Below are 25309 nucleotides of genomic sequence, written 5' to 3' on the forward strand. Positions count from 1 at the left end.
CTGGTGACCGAAGCCGGACGCGGTGAGCTGGAGGGGACGGTTCGCGTGAGCGAGATACCAGCGAAGGCCACGAAGTCCACGGGTTCGAGGAACCCGTCGGACCGCGCGAGGCCCGAGGCCGCAGACGATTCAGGCCTGGGCGGAGCCACACGCGACAGCGGCGCCGTGCGCGAGGGCGCGGGCGACGAGCCGAAGAGCGGCGACCGCACCGGCGCGCGTCGCCCCGGTGCGCGCGGCCACGGCGCGACCGGATCCGCCGGCGGCACGGGCGAATCCGCCGGTGACGCGGCTGAATCCGCCGGTGGCGCGGGTGTCATGGAGGGTCACGGGGTCGGCGAACCGATGTGGCAGACCAGCCCGCCCGGCTCCATGTACGACTACATCAAGGTCGCTTCGTTCTCGATCGGTCCTGACGGACTCGTCGACCAGTGGAGTCTGCGGGCCGAGCAGTTGTTCGGTATTTCGGCGGAGCGGGCCGTGGGGATGGACCCCATCGAGGCGTTCGTCGACCCCGATCGGCGTGCGGACGGCCAGCGGAAGATGGCCGAGGTCCTCGACGGCCGGGAGTGGACCGGGGTGGTCCCCTTCCGCGTGCCGGTGCCCGGCGGGGAGGAGGGGCTCGCCGAGGTCTATGTGATGCCCACCACCGTGGAGGGCGGTGAACGGGCGGCCGTGTGCATCGTCGTGGACGTCCGGACCCTGCGCCGGATAGAGACCGACCTTGCCGCTTCGCAGGCCATTTTCGGCCAATCCCCGTTCGGTTTCCTTCTGATAGACACCGATCTCCGGGTGAGGCGCGCCAACCAGCGGTTCGCCGCCATCTACGGAGGCGAGGTCGACGACCACCGCGGCCGGGGCGTGCGCGACTACCTCCGGTCCCCGGAGGCCGAACGGATCGAGGCGACCCTGCGTCGGGTCCTGGAGACCGGCGACTCGATCACGGACATGCACATCACGGGCTTCGTGCCCGGCTCCGAAGAGCGCCGCCACTGGTCCGTCAACCTCTACCGCGTACACAGCGGCACCGGCCGCCCCATCGGCATCGCCTGGCTCGCCATCGACATCACGGCCCGCCGCGCCGCCGCCCGCGAGGCAGCCGCGGCACGACGGAATCTCGCCCTCCTCAACGAGGCGGGCTCGCGCATCGGCAACTCCCTCGATCTGGAGACCACCGCCCGCGAACTCCTCGACGTCGTCGTCCCCGGCTTCTGCGACCTGGCCACCGTCGACCTCTACCAGGGCCTGCTGGTGGGCGACGAGACCCCGCCCGGACTCGCCGACGGCAGCGCCGAGCTGCGCCGGGTCGCCTTCGCCAGCGCCGTCTCCGACGCGCCGTTCGTCGGAGGACCCGCCCCCGTGCGCGTCGGGGCCGTCCACCACTACCCGTTCAACTCGGCCTGTTCGGACGCCCTGCGCACCGCACGCCCCCAGGAGGTGCCCGAGGAGGGCAACCTGATCCAGTCGACGCTCGCCGTGCCGATGGTCGCGCACGACACCGTCGTCGGACTCGTGCAGTTCTCCCGGACCAAGGGCAGCGAGCCCTTCGGCGAGCGCGACCGGGGACTCGCCGTCGAGCTGGCCGCGCGGGCCGCCGTCTGCATCGACAACGCGCGGCTGTACCGCCGCGAGCACGAGCGCGCCCTGATCCTTCAGCGCTCCCTGCTGCCGCCGGGCGACCCCGAGGCCTCCGGGCTCGACATCGCCTGCCGGTATCTGCCGGGCAACGCGGCCACCGAGGTCGGCGGCGACTGGTTCGACGTCATCGAACTCCCCGGCCACCGCACGGCACTCGTCGTCGGCGACGTGATGGGCCGCGGACTGCGGGCAGCGGTGGCCATGGGTGAACTTCGTACGGCTGTCCGTACGTTGGCCCTGCTGGACCTGGAGCCCGCCGAGGTCCTCTCGGCGCTCGACGAGATCGCCCGTGGCCTTGGCACCCCTGGCGGTGGCCAGTCGACCTCGCGCACCGCCGCCAGCCGGCCCAGCGACAAGGACCTCTCCGAGGTCTACCTCGCGACCTGCGTCTACGCCGTCTACGACTCGGTGACCCGCCGCTGCACCTTCGCCAACGCCGGCCATCTGCCGCCGGTGCTGGTCGAGCCGGGCGAGAGCGCGCTGATGCTCGACGTACCGCCCGGCATGCCGCTGGGTGTCGGCGGCGAGCCGTTCGAGGAGGTGGAGGTCGAACTGCCCGAAGGGGCACTGTTGGCGCTCTACACGGATGGACTGGTCGAATCCCGCGATCACCCCCTCGACGAGGGCCTCCAGGCGTTCGTCGGCGCGCTCACCGACCCCGCTCAGCCGCCGACCACGCTCCGCGCGGACACGCCCCGGTCCCTGGAGGACGTGTGCGACCACGTCCTCAACACCCTCGACACCCACCACGGCGAGGACGACATCGCGCTGCTGATGGCCCGTGTGCAGGGGTTGCCGGAGGACTCCGTCGGCGACTGGACCCTGCCGCGTGAGCCGCGCAGCGTGGGGCGCGCCCGCGAGTACGCGCGCGGACGACTGCTGGCGTGGGATCTGGAGCCGCTCGTCGACACGGCGGAACTGCTGGTCAGCGAGCTGGTCACCAACGCGCTGCGATACGGCGAGGGCGAGATACGGCTCCGGCTGCTGCTGGACAGGACGCTGGTGTGCGAGGTGTGGGACGCCGGGCTCGTGCAGCCGCGCCGGCGTCGCGCCCGGGACACGGACGAGGGCGGACGGGGGTTGCAGCTGGTCGGGCTGCTCTCCGCCGCGTGGGGCTCGCGCCGGACACCTCGCGGCAAGACCGTGTGGTTCGAACTGCCGCTGCCGGGCGGGGAACACGGACTGACGGATCCGGCGGAGGCGTTGCTGAGCCTGTTCTAGGGCCGGCTGGGGAGAGGAGGGCGGCCCGCCGTTCAGTAGCGGCCGCTCGTCGCTCTGCGGGCCCGGGTGGCCGTTCCGCCGTAGCAGGCGGGGCCCCGTGGGTCCGTCCGGCCGGTGTCCTCGGCGGGCTCGCCGAGGACGATGCCGCCCAGGAGGGCTCCGGCGAGTCCGTCGCCGACGGGGCCGCCGTACGGGTTGCCGTACGCCCGTACGTCCTGCTCGGCCAGGCCGCGGGCCTCCGCGGCGAGGGTGTCCGCGCGGTGGGCGTGGTCGGCGCTCTCGTCCTCTCCGGCGAGCCCCAGGTGCCGTTCCGCCTCCGCCAGCCGGATCCTGGCCCCTACGCCCACCGCCGCCCGGTGCGTGGTGATGAAGTCGGCCGCGGCCGCGACGGCGCTGCGGGACGGCAGGAGCCTGTGGCCCTGGCGGCGCAGGACGTCCAGGGGGTCGTCGTACGGCCCCGTGGACGGGGCGCCCTGCTTCGTGAGCTCGGCGGCACGGGCCAGCTCGGCGGCCAGCCGCTCCACTCCGGTCACGAACAGGTCCGCCTGGTGGATCGCGCCCTCGGCGGCCCGTAGGTGCACGGCCGCGGTGTCCAGGTCGCCGGGGTAGGCGGACTGCCGGGCCCGGTTCAACTCCGTGGTCGCGAAGACCAGGCGATCCTTGGCCTGCTCGACGTGGCCGGTGACGGGGAGGGAGGCGGCGGGGGCGTAGGTGTCGTGCAGGGCGGTGAGGGTGCCGGCCGCGGTCGCCGTACGGCCGGTCAGCTCACGGAAGCGGGTCTCGGCGCACTCCAGGGCCGGGGTGATGTCCCGCTCCAGGGCTCGGAGTTGATCGAAGGCGGGGGTCGCGGTGTCGAGCCGCCGCTGTGCCGTCGTGCACCGGGTGAGGATCTCCTCCAACAGCGCGCGCTCCTCGTCGGGCGACAGCGTTTCGCTCTCCTCCTCCAGCCGCAGGCCCGCCCCGAACGCGGCCACCAGCTCGCCCCGCGCGTCCGCCAACGCCTCCACGAACGGCCGCACCGCGTCCCGCGCCGCGGGCGTCTCCGCGAAGGGCTGAGCCGGATCGAGCACGAACGGCCGGGCCGCACGCGACCCGAGGGGGCCGGCCGCAGGGGGTTCCGCCGCGTCGGACTCGTCGACGTCAGGCTTCTCGATGTCGGGCCGGTCGAGGTGGGGTCCGTCGGCGTCAGGCTTCTCGATGTCGGGCCGGTCGAGGTGGGGTCCGTCGGCGTCAGGCTTCTCGACGTCAGGCCCGTCGGGGTGGGGCTCGCCGGTGTCAGATCGGTCGAGGCCGGACTTCTCCACGTCCGGCATGCTCGCGGCCGGCCGGTCCGTGGGCGGCTGGTCCGAGGTTGGCCGGTCTGAGGTCGGCCGGTCCTTTGGCGGGTGGTCTGAGGTCGGCCGGTCCGTGGGCGGCTGGCCCGTGTCGGGGTTCTCACGGGCCGAGCGGTTCATGCCTGACTCGGCCGTAGCTGGCTGGTCCGCGTCCGGCCGGGGATCAGGGCGATCCGGTGCGGTCTCCGTGGGCGGCTCGGCCTCGGTGCGGCCCGGTGCTTCACCCGCGGGTGGCGTGGTGGCGCGGTGCCCCGGGCGGGCCGCCGCGTAGCCGAGTTCCTCCGTGCTGGTGCGGACGCTGTCGTCGGTCTCGACGAGCAGGCGCCGGGCGCGGTGGTGCAGGTCGGTCAGCGGGGTGGTGGGGGCTTCGAAGCCGCCGGTCGGGGTCGTGCGCAGCCGGACGCGGCGTCTGCGTCGTACGAGGGAGTACGCGGCGACGGCGACGGCAGTGCCCGCGGCGGCCACCGGCAGGATCAGATCCGAGCCGGAGCTGTCGTCCGCCGGGGCAGCGGTCCGCTCGGTGCCAGCGGCCGCGGGCACGGCGAGCAGGGCGGGGGCGGCGGTCGCGGGCCCAGCGCCGACGGGCGGGCCCATGACCCGGACCACGGACCGCTCGGCGGTGTGCGGGGCCCTGGGCGGCCCCTCGGCGGCCGTCCGCGTCGCCGTGGGCAGCAGGAGCCACGCCAGGGCCACGAGCCCCCCGAACGCGGTGTGGGCCACGCGCACGGCTATGTGGGACGTGGCCCCGCGCGCTCGGCTCCTTCTCAGACGCGACGTCACATTCGGGAGCGTATGGCCGGTGACGGGAGCCCGCGAGCGGGGTGGGCCGGAGTGGGGGAGCCGCCCGTGCGCGGGGCGGGCGGGGCGTCACCCGCCCGCCCGGGACCTCACCCCGCCGAGGAGCGCCTCCTGATCTTCGAGCCGAGCCACACCAGCGGGTCGTACTTGCGGTCGACGGCCCGCTCCTTGAGGGGGATCAGGGCGTTGTCCGTGATCTTGATGCCCTCGGGGCACACCTCGGTGCAGCACTTGGTGATGTTGCAGTAGCCGAGGCCGTGTTCCTCCTGGGCCGTCCTCTTGCGGTCCAGGCCGGTGTCCTCGGCCGCGTCCAGCGGATGCATGTCCAGTTCCGCGACCCGCATCAGGAAGCGGGGACCCGCGAAGGCGGGCTTGTTCTCCTCGTGGTCGCGGACGACATGGCAGGTGTCCTGGCAGAGGAAGCACTCGATGCACTTCCGGAACTCCTGCGGACGGTCCACGTCCTCCTGCATCATCCGGTACTCGCCCGGGCCGAGCTTCTCCGGAGGCACGAAGGCCGGGACCTCGCGCGCCTTGGTGTAGTTGAACCCCACGTCCGTGACCAGGTCTCGGACCACCGGGAAGGCGCGCAGCGGGGTCACGGTGATCGTCTCGTCCCGCTCGAAGACCGACATGCGGGTCATGCACATCAGCCGGGGGCGGCCGTTGATCTCCGCCGAACACGAACCGCACTTGCCCGCCTTGCAGTTCCAGCGGACGGCGAGGTCGGGGGCCTGGGTCGCCTGGAGGCGGTGGATGATGTCGAGGACCACCTCGCCCTCGTTCACCTCGACCCTGAAGTCCTTCAGGTCACCGCCCCCGACATCGCCGCGCCACACCTTGAAGCGGGCCTCGTAACCGCTCATGACCGCGGCTCCTCGTAGCTGCTCACTCGTACAGCTCCTCTTCGGCGAGGTACTTGACCAGCTCCTCCTTGTCGAAGAGGGCGAGCAGGTCGGGACGGATGGCTTCGGTGGTCTCTCGGGTGAGGGCGATCGGGCCGACCACGCTGTCGCCGGCGGCCGGATCGGTGAGCCGGCAGAGCAGGTTGATCCGGCGCCAGTCGCGGTCCATCGTCGGGTGGTCCTCGCGGGTGTGGCCGCCACGGGACTCCGTGCGCTCCAGCGCCGCCCGTGCCACGCACTCGCTGACCAGCAGCATGTTCCGCAGGTCCAGGGCGAGATGCCAGCCGGGGTTGAACTGCCGGTGCCCCTCGACACCCGCCCGGCCGGCCCGGACCCGCAGGTCGGCGAGCTTCTCCAGCGCCTTTTCCATCTCGCCCTCGCGGCGGATGATGCCGACCAGGTCGTTCATGGCCTGCTGGAGTTCCTGGTGCAGGGTGTACGGGTTCTCCGGCGGCCGGTCCCCCGTCGCCGCCTCGGGCTCCCCGGGCGTGGGACCCTCGGCGGAGAACGGGCGCAGCGCCTCGGCGGCGGCCGTGTCGACCTCGACGTCGTCCACCGGCGGGCGCGCACCGGCCAGGCCCGCCGCGTGCTCGGCCGCGTGCAGGCCCGCCCGGCGGCCGAAGACCAGCAGGTCGGAGAGGGAGTTGCCGCCCAGCCGGTTGGAGCCGTGCATGCCGCCGGCCACCTCACCGGCCGCGAACAGGCCCGGCACCCCGCGTGCCGCCGCCGTGTCCGACTCGACCGCGATGCCGCCCATCACGTAGTGGCAGGTCGGGCCGACCTCCATCGCCTCCGCCGTGATGTCGACGTCCGCCAACTCCTTGAACTGGTGGTACATGGAGGGCAGTCGGCGCCGGATGGTCTCGGCCGGCATGCGGGTCGACACGTCCAGGAAGACCCCGCCGTGCGGGGAGCCCCGGCCCGCCTTCACCTCGGCGTTGATGGCCCGCGCCACCTCGTCGCGGGGCAGCAGTTCGGGCGGACGGCGGTTGTGGTCCGGGTCCTCGTACCAGCGGTCGCCCTCCTCCTCGGACTCCGCGTACTTCTCCTTGAAGACGTCCGGGATGTAGTCGAACATGAACCGCTTGTTCTCGGAGTTCCTGAGCACCCCGCCGTCGCCGCGCACCGACTCCGTGACCAGGATGCCCTTCACCGACGGCGGCCAGACCATGCCCGTCGGATGGAACTGCACGAACTCCATGTTCAGCAGCGGCGCCCCCGCGAGCAGCGCCAGCGCGTGGCCGTCACCCGTGTACTCCCACGAGTTCGACGTCACCTTGAACGACTTGCCGATGCCCCCGGTGGCGATGACCACGGCGGGTGCTTCGAGGACGAAGAAGCGCCCGGACTCGCGCTCGTAGCCGAAGACGCCCGAGACGCGGCCGCCGTCCTTCAGCACCCGGGTGACCGTGCACTCCTGGAAGACCTTCAGCCGCGACTCGTAGTCACCGGTCTCCTTGTGGTCCTCCTGCTGGAGGGCGACGATCTTCTGCTGGAGCGTGCGGATCAGCTCCAGGCCCGTACGGTCGCCGACGTGGGCGAGGCGGGGGTACTCGTGGCCACCGAAGTTGCGCTGGGAGATCCGGCCGTCCTTCGTACGGTCGAAGAGGGCGCCCCAGGTCTCCAGCTCCCACACCCGGTCGGGGGCCTCCTTGGCGTGCAGCTCGGCCATCCGCCACTGGTTGAGGAACTTGCCGCCGCGCATGGTGTCGCGGAAGTGGACCTGCCAGTTGTCACCGGAGTTGACGTTGCCCATGGCGGCCGCGATGCCGCCCTCGGCCATCACCGTGTGGGCCTTGCCGAACAGGGACTTGCAGATCACGGCCGTACGGGCGCCCCGCTCGCGGGCCTCGATCGCGGCGCGCAGTCCGGCGCCGCCGGCGCCGATCACGACGACGTCCCACTCCTGTCGTTCGACCACGGACATCAGAACAACCTCGGATCGTCGAAGGCGCCGGACGCGACCAGGTACACGTAGAAGTCGGCGAGCGCCACGCTCACCAACGAGGCCCAGGCGAGCTGCATGTGACGGGCGTTCAGCCTGCCGACCCACTGCCACATCCGGTAGCGCACGGGATGCCTGGAGAAGTGCTTGAGCTTGCCGCCGACGATGTGCCGGCACGAGTGGCAGGAGAGGGTGTACGCCCAGATCAGCACGATGTTGACGAGGAACACGAGGGTGCCGAGGCCCATGTGGCCCCACGCGTAGGTCTCGTCGCGGAAGGCGAGGACCGTGTCGTAGGTGAGGATGCCGGCGACCAGCAGGGCGGCGTAGAAGAAGTACCGGTGCAGGTTCTGCAGGATCAGCGGGAAGCGGGTCTCGCCCGAGTACGTCTTGTGCGGCTCCGCCACGGCGCAGGCGGGCGGGGACGCCCAGAAGCCGCGGTAGTAGGCCTTGCGGTAGTAGTAGCAGGTCAGGCGGAAGCCGAGGGGGAAGATCAGGATGATGATCGCCGGTGAGACGCCCCACCAGCCGCCGAAGATCTCCCAGTTGGGGCCGCCGCGCATCGGCTCGCAGCGTTCGGCCAGACAGGGCGAGTAGAACGGCGAGACGTACGGGGCGGAGTAGTAGTGCTCGTCCGCGAAGGCCCGCCAGGTCGAGTACACGATGAAGGCGAGCAGTCCGGCGGCCGTGGCGGCGGGGGCCAGCCACCAGCGGTCGGTGCGCAGATGCGGGGCGGAGATCGCGGCGCGCGTACGGGTCCGCACGCCGCGCCGGGGAAGGGGTTCTGTTGCCGGTGGTTCCGTACCAGTGGCCAACGGGGGACTCCCGGTCGGGTTGGTTGTCGGGGGTGGGCGGACGACGGCGGTCAGGGGGCGCGGCGGTCGCGGGAGCCGAGGCCCTCGTCGTCCGAGTCCGTCCACAGGGAGCTGTCGTACGGCGTGTCGGGGATGGGGACGAGGTCGGGGCGGCGCGGCTTCGCCAGGGAAGGGGCGGCCTCGCCGAGCAGCGCGATGCTCTCGCGCAGGTGGTCGGCGTCGGTGCGGACGCGGCGTATCTCCAGGCCGCTGCCGCCGAGTTGTTGTTCCAGCCGACGTACGGACCTGGTCAGTTCGTCCAGGCAGCGCCGGACCGACGTCAAGTCGTCGTGCACGGACATGACTTGCCCTCGCTTTCAGGGGGTGGTGGGCCCCAAGGCGGCAACGTTCATGCGCCTGCGAGTGTCGCGCGTCACACCTGCCGGTGGGAAGCGGTTTGCGGTTTTCTTTTGCGCGGGTGGGCTTCGCCGGGCGGGGCGCGTTGTCGGGTGCGGGTCCGTGGGGCTTCTCGCGCAGTTCCCCGCGCCCCTGAAAAGCAGGGGCTGCGCCCCGTGCTTTTCAGGCCCGCGGCCCCGTCGCCTTCCAGGCCGCGGGGCCGTGGTCTTTCAGGCCCGCAGGGGCCTGGTCTTTAAGGGGCGCGGGGAACTGCGCGAGAAGCCCCCACCCACCCGCACCCGACAACGCACCCACCCGGCCGCCCCCGGAGGGCGACGCGGCCAAACGGGTGGGTTCCGGGGTGGCCCCCGTCGTGTCGGCGGCCCCGCGCCCGCCTCGTCCTCTTCAGTGGGCCGCATCCGTCTGATCAGCTCCATATACCGCCGAACGTGATCAGAGCCACCCCCGTCCCCGTACTCCCACCGCGGAGCGAGGAGGTCGCCATGACGCCGATTCCCCACGACCGCGTTCGACCGCGCGCACCGCGCCGCTCGCTGGTGTTCCTCGCCGTCGGCGTGCTCACGATGCCCGTGCTGAGCGGATGCGGTGAGGAGGACCCGGCGGGCAGACCCGTCGCCGAGCAGGACATCGCGCCGGCCGCGCGGAACCTGGTCGCCGACGGCGGCACCCTGCGCTGGGCCGTGGACGCCGTGCCGGAGACGCTGAACACGTTCCAGGCGGACGCCGACCCGGCCACCGCACGGATCGCCGGGGCCGTACTGCCGTCGATGTACCGCCTCGACGCCAGCGGACGCCCCGAGATCAACTCCGACTACGTGGAGTCCGCGAAGGTCGTCGAGCGCGAGCCCCGGCAGGTCGTGCTCTACAAGCTCAACCAGCAGGCGGTGTGGAGCGACGGCCGGGAGATCGGCGCCGCCGACTTCGCCGCCCAGTGGCGGGCCCTGTCCGGCAAGGACTCCGCGTACTGGACCGCCCGGAACGCCGGCTACGAACGCATCGAGAAGATCGAACGCGGCGACAACGACCTGGAGGTCCGGGTCACCTTCGCCCGCCCGTACGCCGACTGGAAGTCGCTGTTCTCGCCGCTGTACCCGAAGCAGGTGATGGGCACCCCGGACGCCTTCAACGACGGCGCCCGCAAGAACCTCAAGGTCACCGCCGGTCCGTTCGCGCTGAAGGACATCGACCGCAAGGGCGGCGAGGTCACGCTCACCCGCAACCCCCGCTGGTGGGGCCGCGCGGCCAAGCTCTCGACCCTCGTGCTGCGTGCCGTGCCGCGTACCGAACGCGTCGAGGCGCTGGCCGAGGACAGGGTCGACATCGCCGAGATCGATTCCGTCCAGGCCGAGCGGATCACGCTCGCCTCCCGTGACAAGAAGAAGTCGGGGGCCGCCGGGCCGCTCTCGCAGGGTGATTCCGCGAAGGCGCTGCGTTCCTGGGCGATCGCGCACGGCTCGGACGAGAAGGCCGCCGATGACGAGATCAGCGCCCGGAAGAAGCGGCGCGCGGCGCTCGCCGCGTACACGGACCAGCAGTCCGCCCTGCGCGGCTTCACCGTCCGCCGCTCCCTGGAGCCCGCGTTCACCCAGCTCGCCCTGAACGGTTCCGACGGCCCCCTCGCCGACGAGCGGGTCCGCCGTGCCGTGGCCCGGGCGATCGACCGGGAGAAGCTCGCCGCCCTCGTCCTCGACCCCCTCGGTCTGCCCGCCGTCCCCGTCGGCAGCCACCTCGCGCTCGCCGGCCAGGCCGCGTACGCCGACAACAGCGGCGCACTCGGCGGCCAGGACACCGACGAGGCGCGCGCCCTCCTCGCCGACGCCGGCTGGGAGCAGGGCGGCCCCCTCGCACCCGGCCGGAAGGCGGCAGGCGCGGAGGGTGAGCAGGAGGAGCCGGAGCAGAAGGAGCCGGAGCAGAAGGAGAAGAAGGAGCAGAAGCGGTCGGGCTCCGAGGACTCCAAGAACGGCAAGGCCTCCGACGCTTCCGCGGACTCGCACGACGAGAGCGTCTACATCCTCGGTCAGGACGACAAGCCGTCCGACGCCGACGCGAAGGAGGGCGAGGCGAGCGCGAACCTCGCCCAGGACGGGAAGCAGTTCCAGCCGGGCGGCGCGCCCGGCGCGTACGCCCCGCGCGGGACACGGGCGCCCGCCGACGCCGCCAAGGGCCCGCTCGCCAAGAACGGCAAGCTGCTGACGCTGCGGTTCGTGCTGCCGTCGGGGCCGGGCACGGAGTCGCTGCGGGCCGTCGGCGAGCGGATCGCGGCGATGCTGGAGCGCGTGGGGATCCGTACGGAGATCTCGAAGGTCGCCGACGAGAGCTACTTCAAGGACCACATCGCGAACGGGCAGTACGACCTCGCGCTGTACTCCTGGCCGACCTCCGCGTACCCCGCCACCGACGCCCGGCCGATCTACGCCAAGCCGGTGCCCGCGGCCGACGGCTCGCTGAGCGTCGAGCAGAACTACACGCGGGTCGGCACCGACCGGGTCGACCAGCTCTTCGACCAGGCCGTGGCCACCCTCGACGAGGCCAGGACGCGCTCCCTGATCCGCAAGGCGGACGCCCGCATCTGGGCCGCCGCCGGGTCCATCCCCCTCTACCAGCGGCCCCAGCTCGTCGCCGCGCGCACCGGCCTCGCGAACGCCGGAGCCTTCGGCTTCCAGACCCCGTACTACGAGGACATGGGCTTCCTGAAGAAGGGCGCGAAGGGACCGGCGCGGCCCACGGGGACGTAGGAGATCACCGGAGATCCCCCCCCTCGATCGAGGGTCCCGGCCGCCGCCCCGTGTCGTAGGGGGCGGCGGCCGGCGTATGGGGCGCCCACGTCGCGTCGGAGCCTGTCTGAGCTGGGCCTGGGCCGGGCTGAGCTGGGCCGGAGCAGCCCGGGGAGCCCTTGCCGCGTCGGCCCCGTACCATGGGGTGAGGCCGTGGCGTGTCCAGCCCGGCAGGGTCCGCGTGACGAGAGACATACGCGAGGGCCGTCCACACACCCCGGGAGATCGCCGCACTATGGCCACGCGCCACGACATTCGCAATGTCGCCATCGTCGCTCACGTAGACCACGGCAAGACCACTCTGGTCGACGCCATGCTCAAGCAGGCCGGTGCCTTCGCCGCGCACGCCGCCGAGTCGCTCGACGACCGCATGATGGACTCGAACGACCTGGAGCGTGAGAAGGGCATCACGATCCTCGCCAAGAACACGGCGGTGAAGTACCACCCGAAGGATGGCGGCGACGTCATCACCATCAACATCATCGACACCCCCGGCCACGCCGACTTCGGTGGTGAGGTCGAGCGCGGTCTGTCGATGGTGGACGCGGTGGTCCTGCTCGTCGACGCCTCCGAGGGCCCGCTGCCGCAGACCCGCTTCGTGCTGCGCAAGGCGCTCCAGCAGCGCCTGCCGGTCATCCTGTGCATCAACAAGACGGACCGCGCGGACTCGCGCATCGACGAGGTCGTCAACGAGACCTACGACCTCTTCCTCGACCTCGACGCCGACGAGGACCAGATCGAGTTCCCCATCGTCTACGCGTGTGCGCGTGACGGTGTCGCCTCGCTGACCAAGCCGGAGGACGGCACCGTCCCGGCCGACAGCAACAGCCTGGAGCCGTTCTTCTCCACGATCCTGTCGCACGTCCCGGCCCCGTCGTACGACGAGGAGGCCCCGCTCCAGGCGCACGTCACCAACCTGGACGCCGACAACTTCCTCGGCCGTATCGCGCTGCTCCGCGTCGAGCAGGGCGAGCTGCGCAAGGGCCAGACGGTCACGTGGATCAAGCGTGACGGCACGATGGCCAACGTCCGCATCACCGAGCTGATGATGACCGAGGCGCTCACCCGCAAGCCGGCCGAGGTGGCGGGCCCCGGTGACATCTGTGCCGTCGCCGGCATCCCGGACATCATGATCGGTGAGACCCTCGCCGACACCGAGAACCCGATCGCGCTGCCGCTGATCACGGTCGACGAGCCGGCGATCTCGATGACCATCGGCACGAACACCTCGCCGCTGGTCGGCCGCGGTGGCACGGGCAAGGGCGCGGACAACAAGGCCGCGGTCAAGGACCGCAAGGTCACCGCCCGCCAGGTCAAGGACCGCCTCGACCGCGAGCTGGTCGGTAACGTCAGCCTCCGGGTCCTCGACACCGAGCGTCCCGACGCCTGGGAGGTTCAGGGCCGCGGTGAGCTGGCGCTGGCCATCCTGGTCGAGCAGATGCGCCGTGAGGGCTTCGAGCTGACCATCGGCAAGCCGCAGGTGGTCACCAAGATCGTCGACGGCAAGGTCTACGAGCCGGTCGAGCGCATGACGATCGACGTCCCCGAGGAGCACATGGGCGCCGTCACGCAGCTCATGGGCGTCCGCAAGGGCCGGATGGACAACATGTCGAACCACGGCTCCGGCTGGGTCCGCATGGAGTTCGTCGTCCCGTCCCGCGGCCTCATCGGCTTCCGCACGGAGTTCCTGACCGGCACGCGCGGCACGGGCATCGCCCACTCCATCCACGAGGGCCACGAGCCGTGGTTCGGCACGCTGACGACCCGTAACAACGGCTCGCTCGTCGCCGACCGCTCCGGCGCCGTCACCGCGTTCGCGATGACGAACCTCCAGGAGCGCGGTGTGCTGTTCACCGACCCCGGCACCGAGGTGTACGAGGGCATGATCGTCGGTGAGAACTCGCGCTCCGACGACATGGACGTGAACATCACCAAGGAGAAGAAGCTCACGAACATGCGGTCCTCCTCGGCCGACTCGTTCGAGGCGATCGTCCCGCCGCGCAAGCTGTCGCTGGAGCAGTCCCTGGAGTTCTGCCGCGACGACGAGTGTGTCGAGGTGACTCCGGAGGCCGTGCGCATCCGCAAGGTCAACCTGGACGCCCGCGAGCGTGCGCGTGCCGCGAGCCGCGCCAAGCACGGCTGACGGAGCGCGGACCTGGTCCGGCCCCCGCTTCCGCGGGGGCCGGGACCACGTCGCGTCCGGTGGCGGCGTTGATCGGTTCCCAGGTGCACTTCCGAGTGACGCTACGCGTGTAGACTGACTCGACCGCGCTGCACGCCGACGCGCCCTCGAGTCATCTGTCGAAGCGTCAAGTCCCGGTTCCCCGACCCGTGGAGGGTCGGGCTTCAGGCGTATCCGCATACAGGGGAGGTCCCATGGGGATGCTGGGGATTCCGGGGAGATTGCGAAGAGCGCGCAGGGGAGGCTGGACTTCCGGCCGGGACCCTTCGGTTGACTGTCTGTCGGCTGTGAAGCGCTGTTCGGATATCGGTGTTGCAGCGATCAAGTTTCGGACATGTAAACAAAAATCGTTCCGCGTATGTCCGATTCGTCGGTATCCCGTCTCACCTGTCAAGCGCGACCAGGTGTCAATCTTTGCAATTTTTGCTCAAAATATGGACGGTAGGGAGATCCCTATGTCTTCCGCCCTTGACGCGCGTTGACCCGTTTGGCGAAAGTTCCCCCAAACCACAGAACCTGCCGGTATCTGTGCTGCGCTCAACTCTCCAACCCCCCGGGGGAAGAACAGACATGACCAGTCCAACCAAGGCCGAGGGCTCCGGGTCCGCGGTCGCCTTGGACCCCGAGCTCGAGTCGACCGCCGAGGTCGCCAAGGGTGAGAAGAAGCTTGAGGGTCGTTCCCCCGGGCAGTTGATGTGGCAACGGTTCAAGCGGGACCGTACGGGAGTCATCTCCGCGTGCGTAGTGATTTTCTTCTTCGCGGTCGCCGCGCTCGCGCCGGTGATCGCGAGCGTGTACGGCAAGAACCCGTACACGCTGTACGCGCAGGAGCCCGACTACCCGTTCCTGCTCGACGACTTCGCGATGCCCACCGGTTCCTTCGGTGGCATGTCCGGTGACTTCTGGTTCGGCGTCGAGCCGAAGCTGGGCCGCGACGTGTTCACGATGCTGCTGTACGGCATGCGGACCTCGCTGTACATGGCGGTCATCGTCACCCTGTTCAGCGTGCTCACCGGTGTCCTCATCGGCATGATCGGCGGCTACTTCGGCGGTCGCGTCGACTACTGGGTGGGCCGGATCACCGACTTCTTCCTCGGCTTCCCGCAGCAGCTGTTCTTCATCGCCTTCATGCCGGTCGTCACCGCGCTGTTCGTCGACCCGCGTGACGAGACGCCGACCTATCTGCGGGCCGTGGCCATCGTCCTGGTGATGTGGTTCCTCGGCTGGATGGGTCTCGCCCGTCTGGTGCGCAGTTCCGTTCTCTCCCTGCGCGAGCGCGAGTTCGTGGAGGCGGCCAAGGTGTCCGGGGCCTCGCCCTGGCGCATCGTCCGCAAGGAGATCCTGCCGAACATCGTCACCCCGATCCTGGTGCAGGGCACGTACATCCTGCCCAGCACGATCCTCTCCATCGCCTTCCTCTCGTTCGTAGGCGTCGGCTTCCCCGAGCCCACCCCCGACTGGGGCCGGATGTTCGCCGTGGGCGCCGACGTCTACGAGCAGGACCCGATGTTCATGTTCTTCCCGGGCGTGGCGATGGTGGTCTTCGTGCTCTGCTTCAACCTTCTCGGCGACTCCGTCCGGGACGCATTCGACCCCAAGACCGGACGGTAATCGTCCATTGGTGGGTGGGGGGACTGCCGCCCCCGACCCGGGTTCTCCCGGGCCGTCAGGCAGTACTCGTGGACAACTATCGACAGGTAGGTGCATAGGCATCATGAAGCCCATCAGAAACCGCACCGCGCGTGCCGCGGCCGTCGCCCTCGTGGCCGGCTCGCTCGCGCTGGCCGGCTGCGCGGACAACGGCAAGAGCGAGACGAAGGACAACTCCAAGTCCCAGAAGGACGCCGCCGAGCAGTCGAAGCCTGTCGCCTACGGTGACGCCGCTGCCTCCACCGGCCCGGCCGAAGAGGTCAAGGGCGCCAAGTCCGGCGGTGTCATCAACGTCTACCAGCAGTCGGACATCACCCACCTGGACCCGGGGCAGATCTACGTCTCCGACGCCGGTCAGCTCGCGAACCTGATCCACCGCGGTCTGACGAACTACCAGGAGGACGACAAGGGCAACCTGACGGTCGTCGGTGACATCGCCACCGACTCCGGCAAGTCCTCCGACGGCGGCAAGACCTGGACGTACACGCTCAAGGACGGCATCAAGGACGAGGACGGCAACGCCATCACCTCGGCCGACGTCCGTCACACCATCGAGCGCCAGTACTCCAAGGTCATCTTCGACGGCCCGACGTACGTCCAGAGCTGGCTCTCCGGCTCCGACTACCGCAAGGCGCTGCCGGACGGCCCCTACAAGGGCAAGCACCTGCCGGACTCCGTCCTGGAGACCCCGGACGACAAGACGGTCGTCTTCCACTTCGACCAGCCGCGCCCGGACCTGCCGCAGGCCCTCGCCATGGCCGGTTACGCCATCGTGCCCGAGAAGCAGGACACGAAGGAGAAGTACGACAAGGCGCCGGCCTCCCTCGGCCCGTACAAGATCTCCGAGCTCAAGGCCGGCAAGTCGCTGACGCTGGTCAAGAACGACCAGTGGGACCCGAAGACGGACGTCGTGCGTCACCAGTACGTCGACGGCTTCAACTTCACCAACACCATCGACCAGGCCAGCCAGACCAAGCGTCTGATCGCCGACCAGGGCGAGGCCAAGAACGCCATGCAGTTCACGGACTCCGTGGACCCGGCGCAGATGTCGACGGTCATCGGCAACGCCGCGACCAAGAAGCGCACCATCCAGGGCTACCAGCCCTACGTGTGGCAGCTGACCTTCAACCTCGACGCCGCCGCCGTCAAGGACAAGAAGGTCCGCGACGCGATCACCTACGCGATCCCGTCCCAGGCCATGGTCCAGGCCGACGGTGGCCGCTACGGCGGTGAGGTCGCCGGTGGTCTGCTGGCGCCGACCCTGCCGGGTTACGACGCGTCCTACGACCCGTTCGGCAAGCACAAGAAGCCCAACGGTGACCTGGACAAGGCCAAGGCGCTGCTGAAGGAGGCGGGTGTCAAGGAGGGCACGAAGCTCACCTACGCCTACTCCAACACCCCGCGTGGCCAGGCCCAGCAGGTGATCATCAAGGACGCGCTGGCCAAGATCGGCTTCGACGTCCAGGCCAAGGAGATCGACCGGGCCAGCTTCTACGAGCAGGTCGGCAAGCTGGACAACCCGTACGACATCTACATGACCGGCTGGGGCCAGGACTGGTCCTCCCCGTCCACGGTCATCACCCCGGTCTACGACGGCACCCTGGTCGCCGACGGTGGCTCGAACTACTCCCACATCAAGGACGCCAAGGTCGACGCCCTCATCAAGAAGGCGCTGACCGAGGAGCCCGAGGCCGCGGCCAAGACGTGGGAAGAGGCTCACCACCGCATCGTGGAGGAGATCAACCCGGCCGCCCCGGTCTACTACTCGAAGCAGATCCAGCTCTTCGGATCGAACATCGGTGGTGCCCGGTACAGCACGGAGTCGAGCTACATCGACATCAACGACGTGTTCCTGAAGCAGCCGTAACACGTCAGTCCGGCTGATCCGCGGGGGTGTGCGCCAGGCGGAGCGCACCCCCGCGGTCGGTTCCACCCCCTCCGACCGCCGCGTTTTCGAAGAGAGCATCCACCCGCCATGCTTCAGTTCCTCATCCGCAGGCTGATCGGCGCCGTCGTCACCATGTTTTTGATCGGCGCCTTCACGTTCTTCCTGTTCTATACGATCCCCCAAGACTTCGCGCAGTTGTCCTGCGGCAAGAACTGCTCCCCCGAGAACATCGCGGTCATCAGAGAGAACCTCGGTCTCGACAAGCCCATCACCACGCAGTTCTGGGAGTTCATGTCGGGCATCGTCCTCGGCCGAGATTTTCCCGTGGGGCACTGCTCCGCGCCCTGCCTGGGCGTGTCCTTCAAGAGCGGTGACTTCGTCTGGGACTCCATCGCCGACAGTTTCCCGCTCACTCTGTCGCTGACTCTCGGCGGACTGGCCATCTTTCTGGCGCTGGGCCTCGGCTCCGGTCTGCTCGCCGCCTGGAAGCGCGGCACTCCGGTCGACAAGGCTGTCAGTGGCGCCTCCATGGTGCTGAGCTCGTTCCAGATCTACTTCCTCGGCCCGATTGTTCTCGGCATCTTCGTGTACAGCACGGGTTGGATGGAGATGCCGAAGTACGTGCCGTTCACCGAGAACCCGGTGGCCTGGTTCATGGGCCTGCTGATCCCCTGGGCTGTCATGGCCACCATTTTCACCGCCCAGTACACGCGTATGGCCCGCTCGACCATGATTGAGCAACTCTCGGAGGAACACGTCCGCACGGCCCGCGCGAAGGGCATGAAGCAGCGGTACGTATTCTTTCGTTACGCCTGGCGTGGTTCACTCATCCCGATCGTCACCATCATCGGCATGGACCTGAGCGCGCTCCTGTCCGGCGCGGTGGTCACGGAATACACCTTCGACCTGGCCGGTATCGGCCGTCTCGCGGTTGAGTCGTCGCAGGGCAAGGACATCCCGCTGACGATGGGCGTGATGCTGTTCGGCGCGTTCTTCATCCTGATGCTGAACATCATCGTGGACATCGCCTACGCCTACATCGACCCGCGCGTGCGCCTCAGCTAGGAGAAATACCGTGACCACTCTGACCAAGACCGAAGGTGAGAAGGCCCCGACCGGGCCGGAGGCCTTCCTCTCGGTCCGCGACCTGCGGGTGCGGTTCTCCACCGAGGACGGCATAGTCAAGGCCGTCGACGGGCTCTCCTTCGACGTCGAGCGCGGCAAGACGCTGGGCATCGTGGGTGAGTCGGGCTCCGGCAAGTCCGTGACCAACCTGACCGTCCTCGGTCTGCACAACCCCAAGACCACCACCGTCGAGGGCGAGATCATCCTCGACGGCAAGGAACTCGTCACCGCCAAGGAGAAGGAGCTGGAGCAGCTCCGCGGCAACAAGGTGGCGATGATCTTCCAGGACCCGCTGACGGCGCTCTCGCCGTACTACACGGTGGGCCGGCAGATCGCGGAGCCGTACATGAAGCACACCGGAGCCTCCAAGAAGGAGGCCCGGCAGCGGACGATCGAGATGCTGGCCAAGGTCGGCATCCCGCACCCGCAGTCCCGCGTGGACGACTACCCGCACCAGTTCTCCGGCGGTATGCGCCAGCGCGCCATGATCGCCATGGCCCTGGTCTGCGACCCCGACCTGCTGATCGCGGACGAGCCGACCACCGCGCTCGACGTGACCGTCCAGGCGCAGATCCTCGACCTGCTCAAGGACCTCCAGCAGGAGTTCGGCTCCGCGATCATCTTCATCACCCATGACCTCGGCGTCATCTCCGACATGGCCGACGACCTGCTGGTGATGTACTCGGGCCGGGCCGTGGAGCGCGGCAGCGTCCGTGAGGTGCTGCGTGAGCCCAAGCATCCCTACACCTGGGGCCTGCTCAGCTCGATGCCCCGCCTCGGCGGCGACACCGGGCAGGCGCTCACCCCGATCCCCGGCTCCCCGCCCAGCCTGCTCAACCCGCCCACCGGCTGCCCGTTCCACCCGCGCTGCGCGTTCACCGGTGAGGTCACCGGCAACCGCTGCAGCACGGAGCGGCCACCGCTCGGCGAGGGGCGTGCCTCTGCCTGCCACCTGACGGCGGACCAGAAGCAGACCATCTTCATCGACAAGATCCAGCCCCGGCTGCGCTAGGGAGAACCGAGATCATGAGTGACAACCTCACCCTCCCCGCACAGCAGGGCTCCCAGGACACCGCGGCCGAGACGCTGCTCAAGGTCGAGGGGCTGACGAAGCACTTCCCCATCTACGGCGGCTTCCCGATCAAACGCAAGGTCGGTGCGGTCCAGGCCGTGGACGGCATCGACCTGACCGTCGGGGTCGGCGAGAGCGTCGGCCTGGTCGGTGAGTCGGGCTGCGGCAAGTCGACCACCGGCCGGCTGATCACCCGGCTGATGGAGCCGACCGGCGGGAAGATCACCTACCGGGACCAGGACATCACCCACGCCTCGCGCAGGCAGCTGGCGCCGGTGCGGTCCGAGATCCAGATGATCTTCCAGGACCCGTACTCCTCCCTCAACCCGCGGCAGACGGTCGGCACGATCATCAAGTCGCCGATGGAGGTCAACGGGATCAACCCCGAGGGCGGCCGGGAGAAGAAGGTCCGCGAGCTCCTCGAACTGGTCGGGCTCAACCCCGAGCACTACAACCGGTTCCCGCACGAGTTCTCCGGTGGTCAGCGCCAGCGCATCGGTGTGGCGCGCGCGCTCGCCCTGAACCCGAAGCTGATCGTCGCGGACGAGCCGGTCTCGGCGCTGGACGTGTCGATCCAGGCGCAGGTCGTGAACCTGCTCCAGAAGGTCCAGGACGAGCTGGGCATCGCGTTCCTGTTCATCGCGCACGACCTCGCGATCGTCCGGCACTTCTCCAAGCGCGTCGCGGTGATGTACCTCGGCAAGATCGTCGAGGTGGCGGACCGGGACTCGCTGTACAACCGGCCCCGGCACCCGTACACCCACGCCCTGCTCTCGGCGGTGCCCGAGGTGGCCGTCGACGACGAGGTCGAGACGAAGGAGCGGATCCGGCTCGCCGGTGACGTGCCCTCGCCGATCGCGCCGCCGTCCGGCTGCCGCTTCCGGACGCGGTGCTGGAAGGCCCAGGACAAGTGCGCCTCCGAGGAGCCGCCGCTGGTCCAGCTCTCCGGCAACCTGGCCGGCCACCTGACGGCCTGCCACTTCCCGGAGGACCCGACGACCGAGGCCCGCACCGAGGACGTCGTGCTGGACCCGGGGTTGAAGGCGCTGGAGACGGGCGCCGCTGAGGTTTCTAAGGGGACGAAGGACTGACCTTTCGGCGCCGGCATGCCGGGCGACGGGAAATCCAGGCTGGGGAGGGGCTGTTGGCCCTCCCCAGCCTTTTTTGTTTCACCTCAGATGTACCTCAAGTCGCGTGACATGGCCTCGACATCTCCGCGAACATATTCGTTGTAGATCTTCCACGGTCCGATGTCGGTGTATGCGACGTCGGCGACGAAACTGCACTCGGGGATGAAGATGACCATGAGGCGAATCCTTTCCGTCGGTGTGATGGCGTCGGCAATGGCGGTGGGCATGGCTGTCAGTGCGCCTGCCCCCACCGCTCAGGCGGAGGCGGGTGGCCGGTGGTACATGGTGAACAAGTACAACGGCAAGTGCGTCAAGGGCAACGGGGTCAAGGAGAAGCTGGTCCTGGCCACCTGTAAGAAGAAGGACGCCTTTCACTGGAACAACTACGGTTCGGCTCAGTACGCGAACTACAGTGCGCCCACGATTTCCTACGCCGCTTGCATCGCGGACAACGGAAGGAACAAGCCTCCCTATCTGAGGGCCTGCAACGGCGGCAAGGGAACCAAGAGCTTTGCGCTCGCTTCGCTGAAGAACGGGGCCAAGACCCCGATCGCTGGAAATTGCGGCTACCTGCAGGCAGCGAGCAAGACCAGCCTCAAGTGCGGAAGGAAGCCGGCCAACTTCAATAAGGCCACGTGGATCATCAAGTACTCGCTGAAGTGATCCGGGCTTCGATCGAGTGGTTCGCGGCGGCGAGGCGGCGTCGGTCAGGTGTGTGCGCGAGCTACTCGGGCGGCCGTTGGTCGAGGATGACGAGCCCGGGGGCGCCCCGGCGGCGGCCGGGTGCTGATGACTGACGCCGAGGGCAATGAATTCCGCGTGGAGCGCGGCGAGTTGGGCTGAAGCTCAGGTGTTGCTCAAGTTGCGTGCGGGGCCCGTGAGTTCGCTGATAGAAAGAGAACACCTTCCGGGCCGGAGGGTAACGGGGAAAAACGGGGAAAACTTGATGAAGATCAGAAACAGGAATGTCGCCGGAATGGTCACGGCCGCGCTTCTCGCCGTGCTCACCTCCATGATTCCCGCGTCGTCGGCGCACGCCGAGGCAGGCGGCCGCTGGTATTTCGTGAACCAGTACAACGGCAAGTGCCTGAAGGGGAACGGTGAGGGCAAGGCGCTCTCGCTGGCCACCTGCAAGAACAAGGACGCCTTCCACTGGATCAACTACGGCCAGACCGGGATGGTGAACTTCAGCCTCGACGTGTACCCGTACGGCGCGATCTGCATCAACAACAAGGGCCGGGGCAAGACGCCCAACCTGAAGGCGTGCGGCACGGCCGACACCTCGGGCTGGCGGATCAATTCCGCCAAGAAGAACGCGAAGACCGGTCTGGTGCACATCGGGTGCGGTTATCTGCAGGCGGTGAGCAAGACCAAGGTCGTCTGCACGAAGCGCCCGAAGAACATCAAGAAGATGACCTACATCGTCAAGTACTCCCTGAAGTGACCGAGTCGTCGGTCGTGCTCGCGGTGTGAATTGCTGGTGGATCAAACGGGGGATTCACCGGGAAAGCGCGCCGCGGAAAGGCCCGGGTCCGTCTCTCCACGGACCCGGGCCTTTTTCCTGTGGCCGACCTTTTCGTATTTCCCGGGTGCCTTCGCGTGGGGCACGCCTTTTCGTGGACCCTAGGCCAGCCGCACCCGTGGATCGATCAGCGCGTACACCGCGTCGACCACGATGTTCGCGATGACGATCGCGGTGGCCGCGACCAGCACCACCCCCAGCAGCAGGGGCAGGTCGTTGTCGCGGACGGCCTTGATGGAGAGGGCTCCGATGCCGTGCAGGCCGAAGGTCTCCTCGGTGATGATGGCGCCGCCGAGGAGGTAGCCGATGTCGAGGCCGAGGATGGTGACGATGGGGCCCATGGCGCCGCGCCAGGCGTGCCGGAAGAAGACCGTGGGCCGGGACATGCCCTTGGCACGGGCCGTGCGGACGTAGTCCTCGGCGAGGCTCTCCACGAGCTGGGAGCGGGTCATCCGGGTGTAGTTGGCGGTGAAGATGATCGCGAGGACCAGCCAGGGCAGGAGCAGGCCCTTGAACCAGGCGAGCGGGTCCTGGGTCAGGCCCACGGCGTCCGAGGGGCGGGGGAGCAGGCCCCACTGGTCGGAGAGGTAGTACATCGCCACCACGCCGACGATGTAGATCTGGAGCGACGAGCCGACCAGGGACGCCGACGAGGCGATCTTGTCCGCCGCCTTGCCCTGCTTGACCGCCGCGATCATGCCGGTGCCCACACCGAACACCACGAAGACGACCGTGCTGCCGAGGGCGAGGGAGAGCGTGGTCGGGAAGCGGTCGGTGATCAGGCCGAGGACCGGTTCGTGGTTGGTGAAGGAGTAGCCCAGACAGGGGGCGGGGCAGTGGCCGAGCCCGGCGAAGTCCCGGCCGGCGAAGACCCCCACCAGCCAGTGCCAGTACTGCACGGGCAGCGGATCGGCGATACCGAGGTTGTGCCGGACCAGGGCGAGCGTCTGCGGGGTGCACAGCTTGCCGCAGGCGGCGCGGGCGGGGTCGCGCGGGGCGACGTAGAAGAGGAGGAAGGTGATGGCGCTGATGATCAGCAGGATCAGCAGCGCGCTCAGCGTCCTGCGTGCGATGAAGCGGAGCATGACTGCGCGGTTCCCTGGCCGGCTCAGGCCTTGGCGTACAGCTTGTGGATGAGGAACGCCGAGAACAGCGGGTCGAACTGGGCGCCGCCCACCTTCGAGCCGTACAGGTAGTAACGCCGCTGGTAGGTCTCCGGGATGATCGGCGCCTCCTTGGCCATGATCTCCTTGTCCAGGGCCGCCCAGGCGGCGTTCTCCTTCGCGGTGTCCGTGATGGTCGAGTCCTTCTTGATCGCCGTATTGACCCAGCCCACGTTCAGCTGGGAGACGTTGGGGGCGTTGTCGGCGATCGTGGTGCCGTCGAAGAGCGGCTGGATGAGGGTGTAGGCGGCGGGCCAGTCGGGCGACCAGCCGTACCACATCACATCGAACTGGTTGTCGATCTGGCCGACCTGGTCGTAGTAGCTCGTCGACTCCACGGGCTTGACGACCGGGTCGAAGCCCGCCTCCTTCAGGGCGTTGGCGATGACGACCTTGGTCTTCTCGTAGGCGTCGTTGCCGCCCTGTGGATAGGTGTAGACGATCTTCTGGCCGAGCTTGCCGGCCTCCTTCAGCAGGGCCTTCGCCTTCGCCGTGTCGCCGCGCGGGTTCTTCAGCTTGCCGTAGACGTCGAACTTCACCCGGCCCGCGATGTCCGGGCTGAGGATGGTCGTCGCGTAGTCACCGGCGGACGGGCCGCCGTAGATGGAACGGATCTGCTCCAGTGGCCAGGCGTGATTGAGGGCCTGGCGGACCCGGACGTCCTTGATGCGGCGGCAGTTGACGGCGTAGTAGTACAGGCCGGTCAGCAGGCCGTCGATCGTGCGGGACTCCAGCGTGCTGTCACTGATCACCTTCTGGATGCGCTCGGCCGGCACCCCGCTGTAGGCCATGACCGCGTACCGGTCGGTCCCCGAGTCGGCGATCAGCCGGTCGGTGGCCGGCAGGGCCTCGGGGCCGAACTCGAAGACGACGGAGTCCGGGTAGGCGTTGCGGATCGCGTCCGTCTTCGGGTCCCAGTGGGTGTTGCGCACCAGCGTCAGGGACTTGTCGACCGAGTGCTGCTTGATCCGGTACGGACCGCAGGAGACCGGGTCCTTGTCGTACTTCTCCTTGCTGTCGTGCGCGACCGGCACGGCACCGTAGGAGTGCATCGCCAGCGCCCAGTCGAGGTCGGGGCGGGCCGTCCTCAGATGGAAGGTGATGGTCTTCTTCGCGGTGTCCGTGACGACCGAGGAGAGATGCTTGCCGCCGTACGGGCCCTTGTAGACGGACCGGAAGTCGTGCGAGCCGGTCAGCCAGGTCTGGACGTACGTGGCGCCCTCGGTGGTGAAGCTCGCGAAGCCGCGCTCGATGCCGTGGCGTACGTCCTCGACGGTCAGTTCGCTGCCGTCCTCCCACTTCAGGCCGTCCTTGAGGGTGAACGTCCAGGTCGCGCCGCCGTCGGACATGGTCCCGGCGTCGGTGGCGAGGTCGCCGACGAGCTTCATGGAGCCGTCGGAGGCGATCTTGTAGCCGGTGAGGCAGCGGACGTAGAGGTTCGCGACCGTGGAGTTCCAGGCGAAGTAGATCCGCTGCGGGTCGAGGTGGGAGAAGTCGTCCGGGCCGATCGGACGGATCGTGCCGCCCTTGCGCGCGCCCGGCACCTCCGGAGCGGGGCCGGCGGAGTCCGCGGCGGTGCCCACCGCGACCTTGGAGTACGTGGCGGCGGAGCCGGAGGCCGTGCCGCTCCCCGCCGCACCGCCCCCGCCGCCGCTGCTGCACGCGCTGAGGACGAGGGCGCCGCCGGCCGTCGCGACCGAGCTTGCGATGACGAAGTTCCTGCGGGAGATCGACATGGGTGTCCTGCCTGAATC

18 protein-coding genes are annotated in these 25309 nt (G+C 69.1%); 10 read left to right on the plus strand and 8 right to left on the minus strand.

The window, feature by feature from the left end:
• Window positions 1-45 precede the first annotated feature (45 nt).
• On the plus strand, window positions 46-2856 hold the full coding sequence (locus HW837_RS18970) for a SpoIIE family protein phosphatase (protein ID WP_390623591.1): 2811 nt from the start codon (window positions 46-48) through the stop codon (window positions 2854-2856).
• Window positions 2857-2888: 32 nt separating this feature from the next.
• Here HW837_RS18970 and HW837_RS18975 read toward each other — a convergent pair whose 3' ends face one another.
• The 5 genes from HW837_RS18975 to HW837_RS18995 all read right to left on the minus strand — a co-directional run bounded on the left by HW837_RS18975 (window position 2889) and on the right by HW837_RS18995 (window position 8994).
• A complete protein-coding gene (locus HW837_RS18975; RefSeq protein WP_193380939.1) occupies window positions 2889-4910 on the minus strand; it encodes a hypothetical protein in 2022 nt (673 codons plus the stop codon).
• Between the two features lie 167 nt (window positions 4911-5077).
• Complete coding sequence (locus HW837_RS18980; RefSeq protein WP_045559141.1) at window positions 5078-5854, minus strand: succinate dehydrogenase/fumarate reductase iron-sulfur subunit; 777 nt, start codon at window positions 5852-5854, stop codon at window positions 5078-5080.
• Between the two features lie 22 nt (window positions 5855-5876).
• A complete protein-coding gene (locus HW837_RS18985) occupies window positions 5877-7820 on the minus strand; it encodes a fumarate reductase/succinate dehydrogenase flavoprotein subunit (protein WP_093791638.1) in 1944 nt (647 codons plus the stop codon).
• Window positions 7820-8653, minus strand: coding sequence for a hypothetical protein (locus HW837_RS18990; RefSeq protein WP_193382523.1), 834 nt, complete (start codon window positions 8651-8653; stop codon window positions 7820-7822). The genes HW837_RS18985 and HW837_RS18990 overlap by 1 nt, the downstream gene beginning before the upstream one ends.
• A gap of 50 nt (window positions 8654-8703) precedes the next feature.
• Window positions 8704-8994, minus strand: coding sequence for a hypothetical protein (locus HW837_RS18995; RefSeq protein ID WP_045559138.1), 291 nt, complete (start codon window positions 8992-8994; stop codon window positions 8704-8706).
• Between the two features lie 537 nt (window positions 8995-9531).
• On the opposite strand from HW837_RS18995, the gene HW837_RS19000 reads away from it, so the two are divergent.
• The 7 genes from HW837_RS19000 (at window position 9532) to HW837_RS19030 (ending at window position 20831) form a co-directional block, all read left to right on the plus strand.
• Window positions 9532-11784, plus strand: a complete 2253-nt coding sequence (locus HW837_RS19000; RefSeq protein WP_193382524.1) for an ABC transporter family substrate-binding protein — start codon at window positions 9532-9534, stop codon at window positions 11782-11784.
• A gap of 274 nt (window positions 11785-12058) precedes the next feature.
• Window positions 12059-13966 (plus strand): translational GTPase TypA, encoded by a 1908-nt coding sequence (gene typA / locus HW837_RS19005; RefSeq protein WP_033525542.1) that lies wholly within the window; start codon window positions 12059-12061, stop codon window positions 13964-13966.
• A gap of 609 nt (window positions 13967-14575) precedes the next feature.
• Window positions 14576-15616: an ABC transporter permease gene (locus tag HW837_RS19010; protein WP_045559136.1), complete on the plus strand. Its 1041-nt coding sequence runs from the start codon at window positions 14576-14578 to the stop codon at window positions 15614-15616.
• Window positions 15617-15719: 103 nt separating this feature from the next.
• Window positions 15720-17522: an ABC transporter substrate-binding protein gene (locus tag HW837_RS19015; protein WP_045559135.1), complete on the plus strand. Its 1803-nt coding sequence runs from the start codon at window positions 15720-15722 to the stop codon at window positions 17520-17522.
• A 108-nt stretch (window positions 17523-17630) separates the two neighbouring features.
• Window positions 17631-18608 (plus strand): ABC transporter permease, encoded by a 978-nt coding sequence (locus tag HW837_RS19020; RefSeq protein ID WP_045559134.1) that lies wholly within the window; start codon window positions 17631-17633, stop codon window positions 18606-18608.
• 10 nt (window positions 18609-18618) lie between these two features.
• Window positions 18619-19680: an ABC transporter ATP-binding protein gene (locus HW837_RS19025; RefSeq protein WP_045559133.1), complete on the plus strand. Its 1062-nt coding sequence runs from the start codon at window positions 18619-18621 to the stop codon at window positions 19678-19680.
• A gap of 14 nt (window positions 19681-19694) precedes the next feature.
• Window positions 19695-20831 carry an ABC transporter ATP-binding protein gene (locus HW837_RS19030; RefSeq protein WP_093791634.1) on the plus strand — a complete coding sequence of 379 codons (1137 nt, stop codon included), beginning with the start codon at window positions 19695-19697 and terminating at the stop codon, window positions 20829-20831.
• An 83-nt stretch (window positions 20832-20914) separates the two neighbouring features.
• On the opposite strand, the gene HW837_RS49625 is transcribed toward HW837_RS19030, so the two are convergent.
• The gene (locus tag HW837_RS49625) at window positions 20915-21046 is read right to left on the minus strand and encodes a hypothetical protein (protein ID WP_269153661.1); all 132 of its coding nucleotides are present in this window, start codon (window positions 21044-21046) and stop codon (window positions 20915-20917) included.
• On the opposite strand from HW837_RS49625, the gene HW837_RS19035 reads away from it, so the two are divergent.
• A complete protein-coding gene (locus tag HW837_RS19035) occupies window positions 21033-21533 on the plus strand; it encodes a hypothetical protein (RefSeq protein ID WP_143110769.1) in 501 nt (166 codons plus the stop codon). The genes HW837_RS49625 and HW837_RS19035 overlap by 14 nt on opposite strands.
• Window positions 21534-21816: 283 nt before the next feature.
• Window positions 21817-22314 carry a hypothetical protein gene (locus HW837_RS19040; protein ID WP_143110768.1) on the plus strand — a complete coding sequence of 166 codons (498 nt, stop codon included), beginning with the start codon at window positions 21817-21819 and terminating at the stop codon, window positions 22312-22314.
• Window positions 22315-22493: 179 nt separating this feature from the next.
• Here the strand turns inward: HW837_RS19040 and HW837_RS19045 are convergent, their stop codons facing one another.
• Window positions 22494-23477, minus strand: a complete 984-nt coding sequence (locus HW837_RS19045) for an ABC transporter permease (RefSeq protein WP_045559130.1) — start codon at window positions 23475-23477, stop codon at window positions 22494-22496.
• Between the two features lie 23 nt (window positions 23478-23500).
• Window positions 23501-25291 (minus strand): ABC transporter substrate-binding protein, encoded by a 1791-nt coding sequence (locus HW837_RS19050; RefSeq protein WP_193382525.1) that lies wholly within the window; start codon window positions 25289-25291, stop codon window positions 23501-23503.
• Window positions 25292-25309 lie beyond the last annotated feature (18 nt).

The sequence above is a fragment of the Streptomyces caniscabiei genome (assembly GCF_014930365.1).
In the GTDB taxonomy this organism is placed as follows: domain Bacteria; phylum Actinomycetota; class Actinomycetes; order Streptomycetales; family Streptomycetaceae; genus Streptomyces; species Streptomyces caniscabiei.

Coding starts and splice junctions, on each gene's coding strand:
- HW837_RS19000 (WP_193382524.1), top strand. CDS start 9,532: ATGACGCCGATTCCCCACGACCGCGTTCGACCGCGCGCACCGCGCCGC.
- HW837_RS18995 (WP_045559138.1), bottom strand. CDS start 8,994: ATGTCCGTGCACGACGACTTGACGTCGGTCCGGCGCTGCCTGGACGAA.
- HW837_RS19015 (WP_045559135.1), top strand. CDS start 15,720: ATGAAGCCCATCAGAAACCGCACCGCGCGTGCCGCGGCCGTCGCCCTC.
- HW837_RS19010 (WP_045559136.1), top strand. CDS start 14,576: ATGACCAGTCCAACCAAGGCCGAGGGCTCCGGGTCCGCGGTCGCCTTG.
- HW837_RS49625 (WP_269153661.1), bottom strand. CDS start 21,046: ATGGTCATCTTCATCCCCGAGTGCAGTTTCGTCGCCGACGTCGCATAC.
- HW837_RS19030 (WP_093791634.1), top strand. CDS start 19,695: ATGAGTGACAACCTCACCCTCCCCGCACAGCAGGGCTCCCAGGACACC.
- HW837_RS19045 (WP_045559130.1), bottom strand. CDS start 23,477: ATGCTCCGCTTCATCGCACGCAGGACGCTGAGCGCGCTGCTGATCCTG.
- HW837_RS18980 (WP_045559141.1), bottom strand. CDS start 5,854: ATGAGCGGTTACGAGGCCCGCTTCAAGGTGTGGCGCGGCGATGTCGGG.
- HW837_RS18985 (WP_093791638.1), bottom strand. CDS start 7,820: ATGTCCGTGGTCGAACGACAGGAGTGGGACGTCGTCGTGATCGGCGCC.
- HW837_RS19035 (WP_143110769.1), top strand. CDS start 21,033: ATGAAGATGACCATGAGGCGAATCCTTTCCGTCGGTGTGATGGCGTCG.
- HW837_RS19050 (WP_193382525.1), bottom strand. CDS start 25,291: ATGTCGATCTCCCGCAGGAACTTCGTCATCGCAAGCTCGGTCGCGACG.
- HW837_RS19040 (WP_143110768.1), top strand. CDS start 21,817: ATGAAGATCAGAAACAGGAATGTCGCCGGAATGGTCACGGCCGCGCTT.
- HW837_RS19020 (WP_045559134.1), top strand. CDS start 17,631: ATGCTTCAGTTCCTCATCCGCAGGCTGATCGGCGCCGTCGTCACCATG.
- typA (WP_033525542.1), top strand. CDS start 12,059: ATGGCCACGCGCCACGACATTCGCAATGTCGCCATCGTCGCTCACGTA.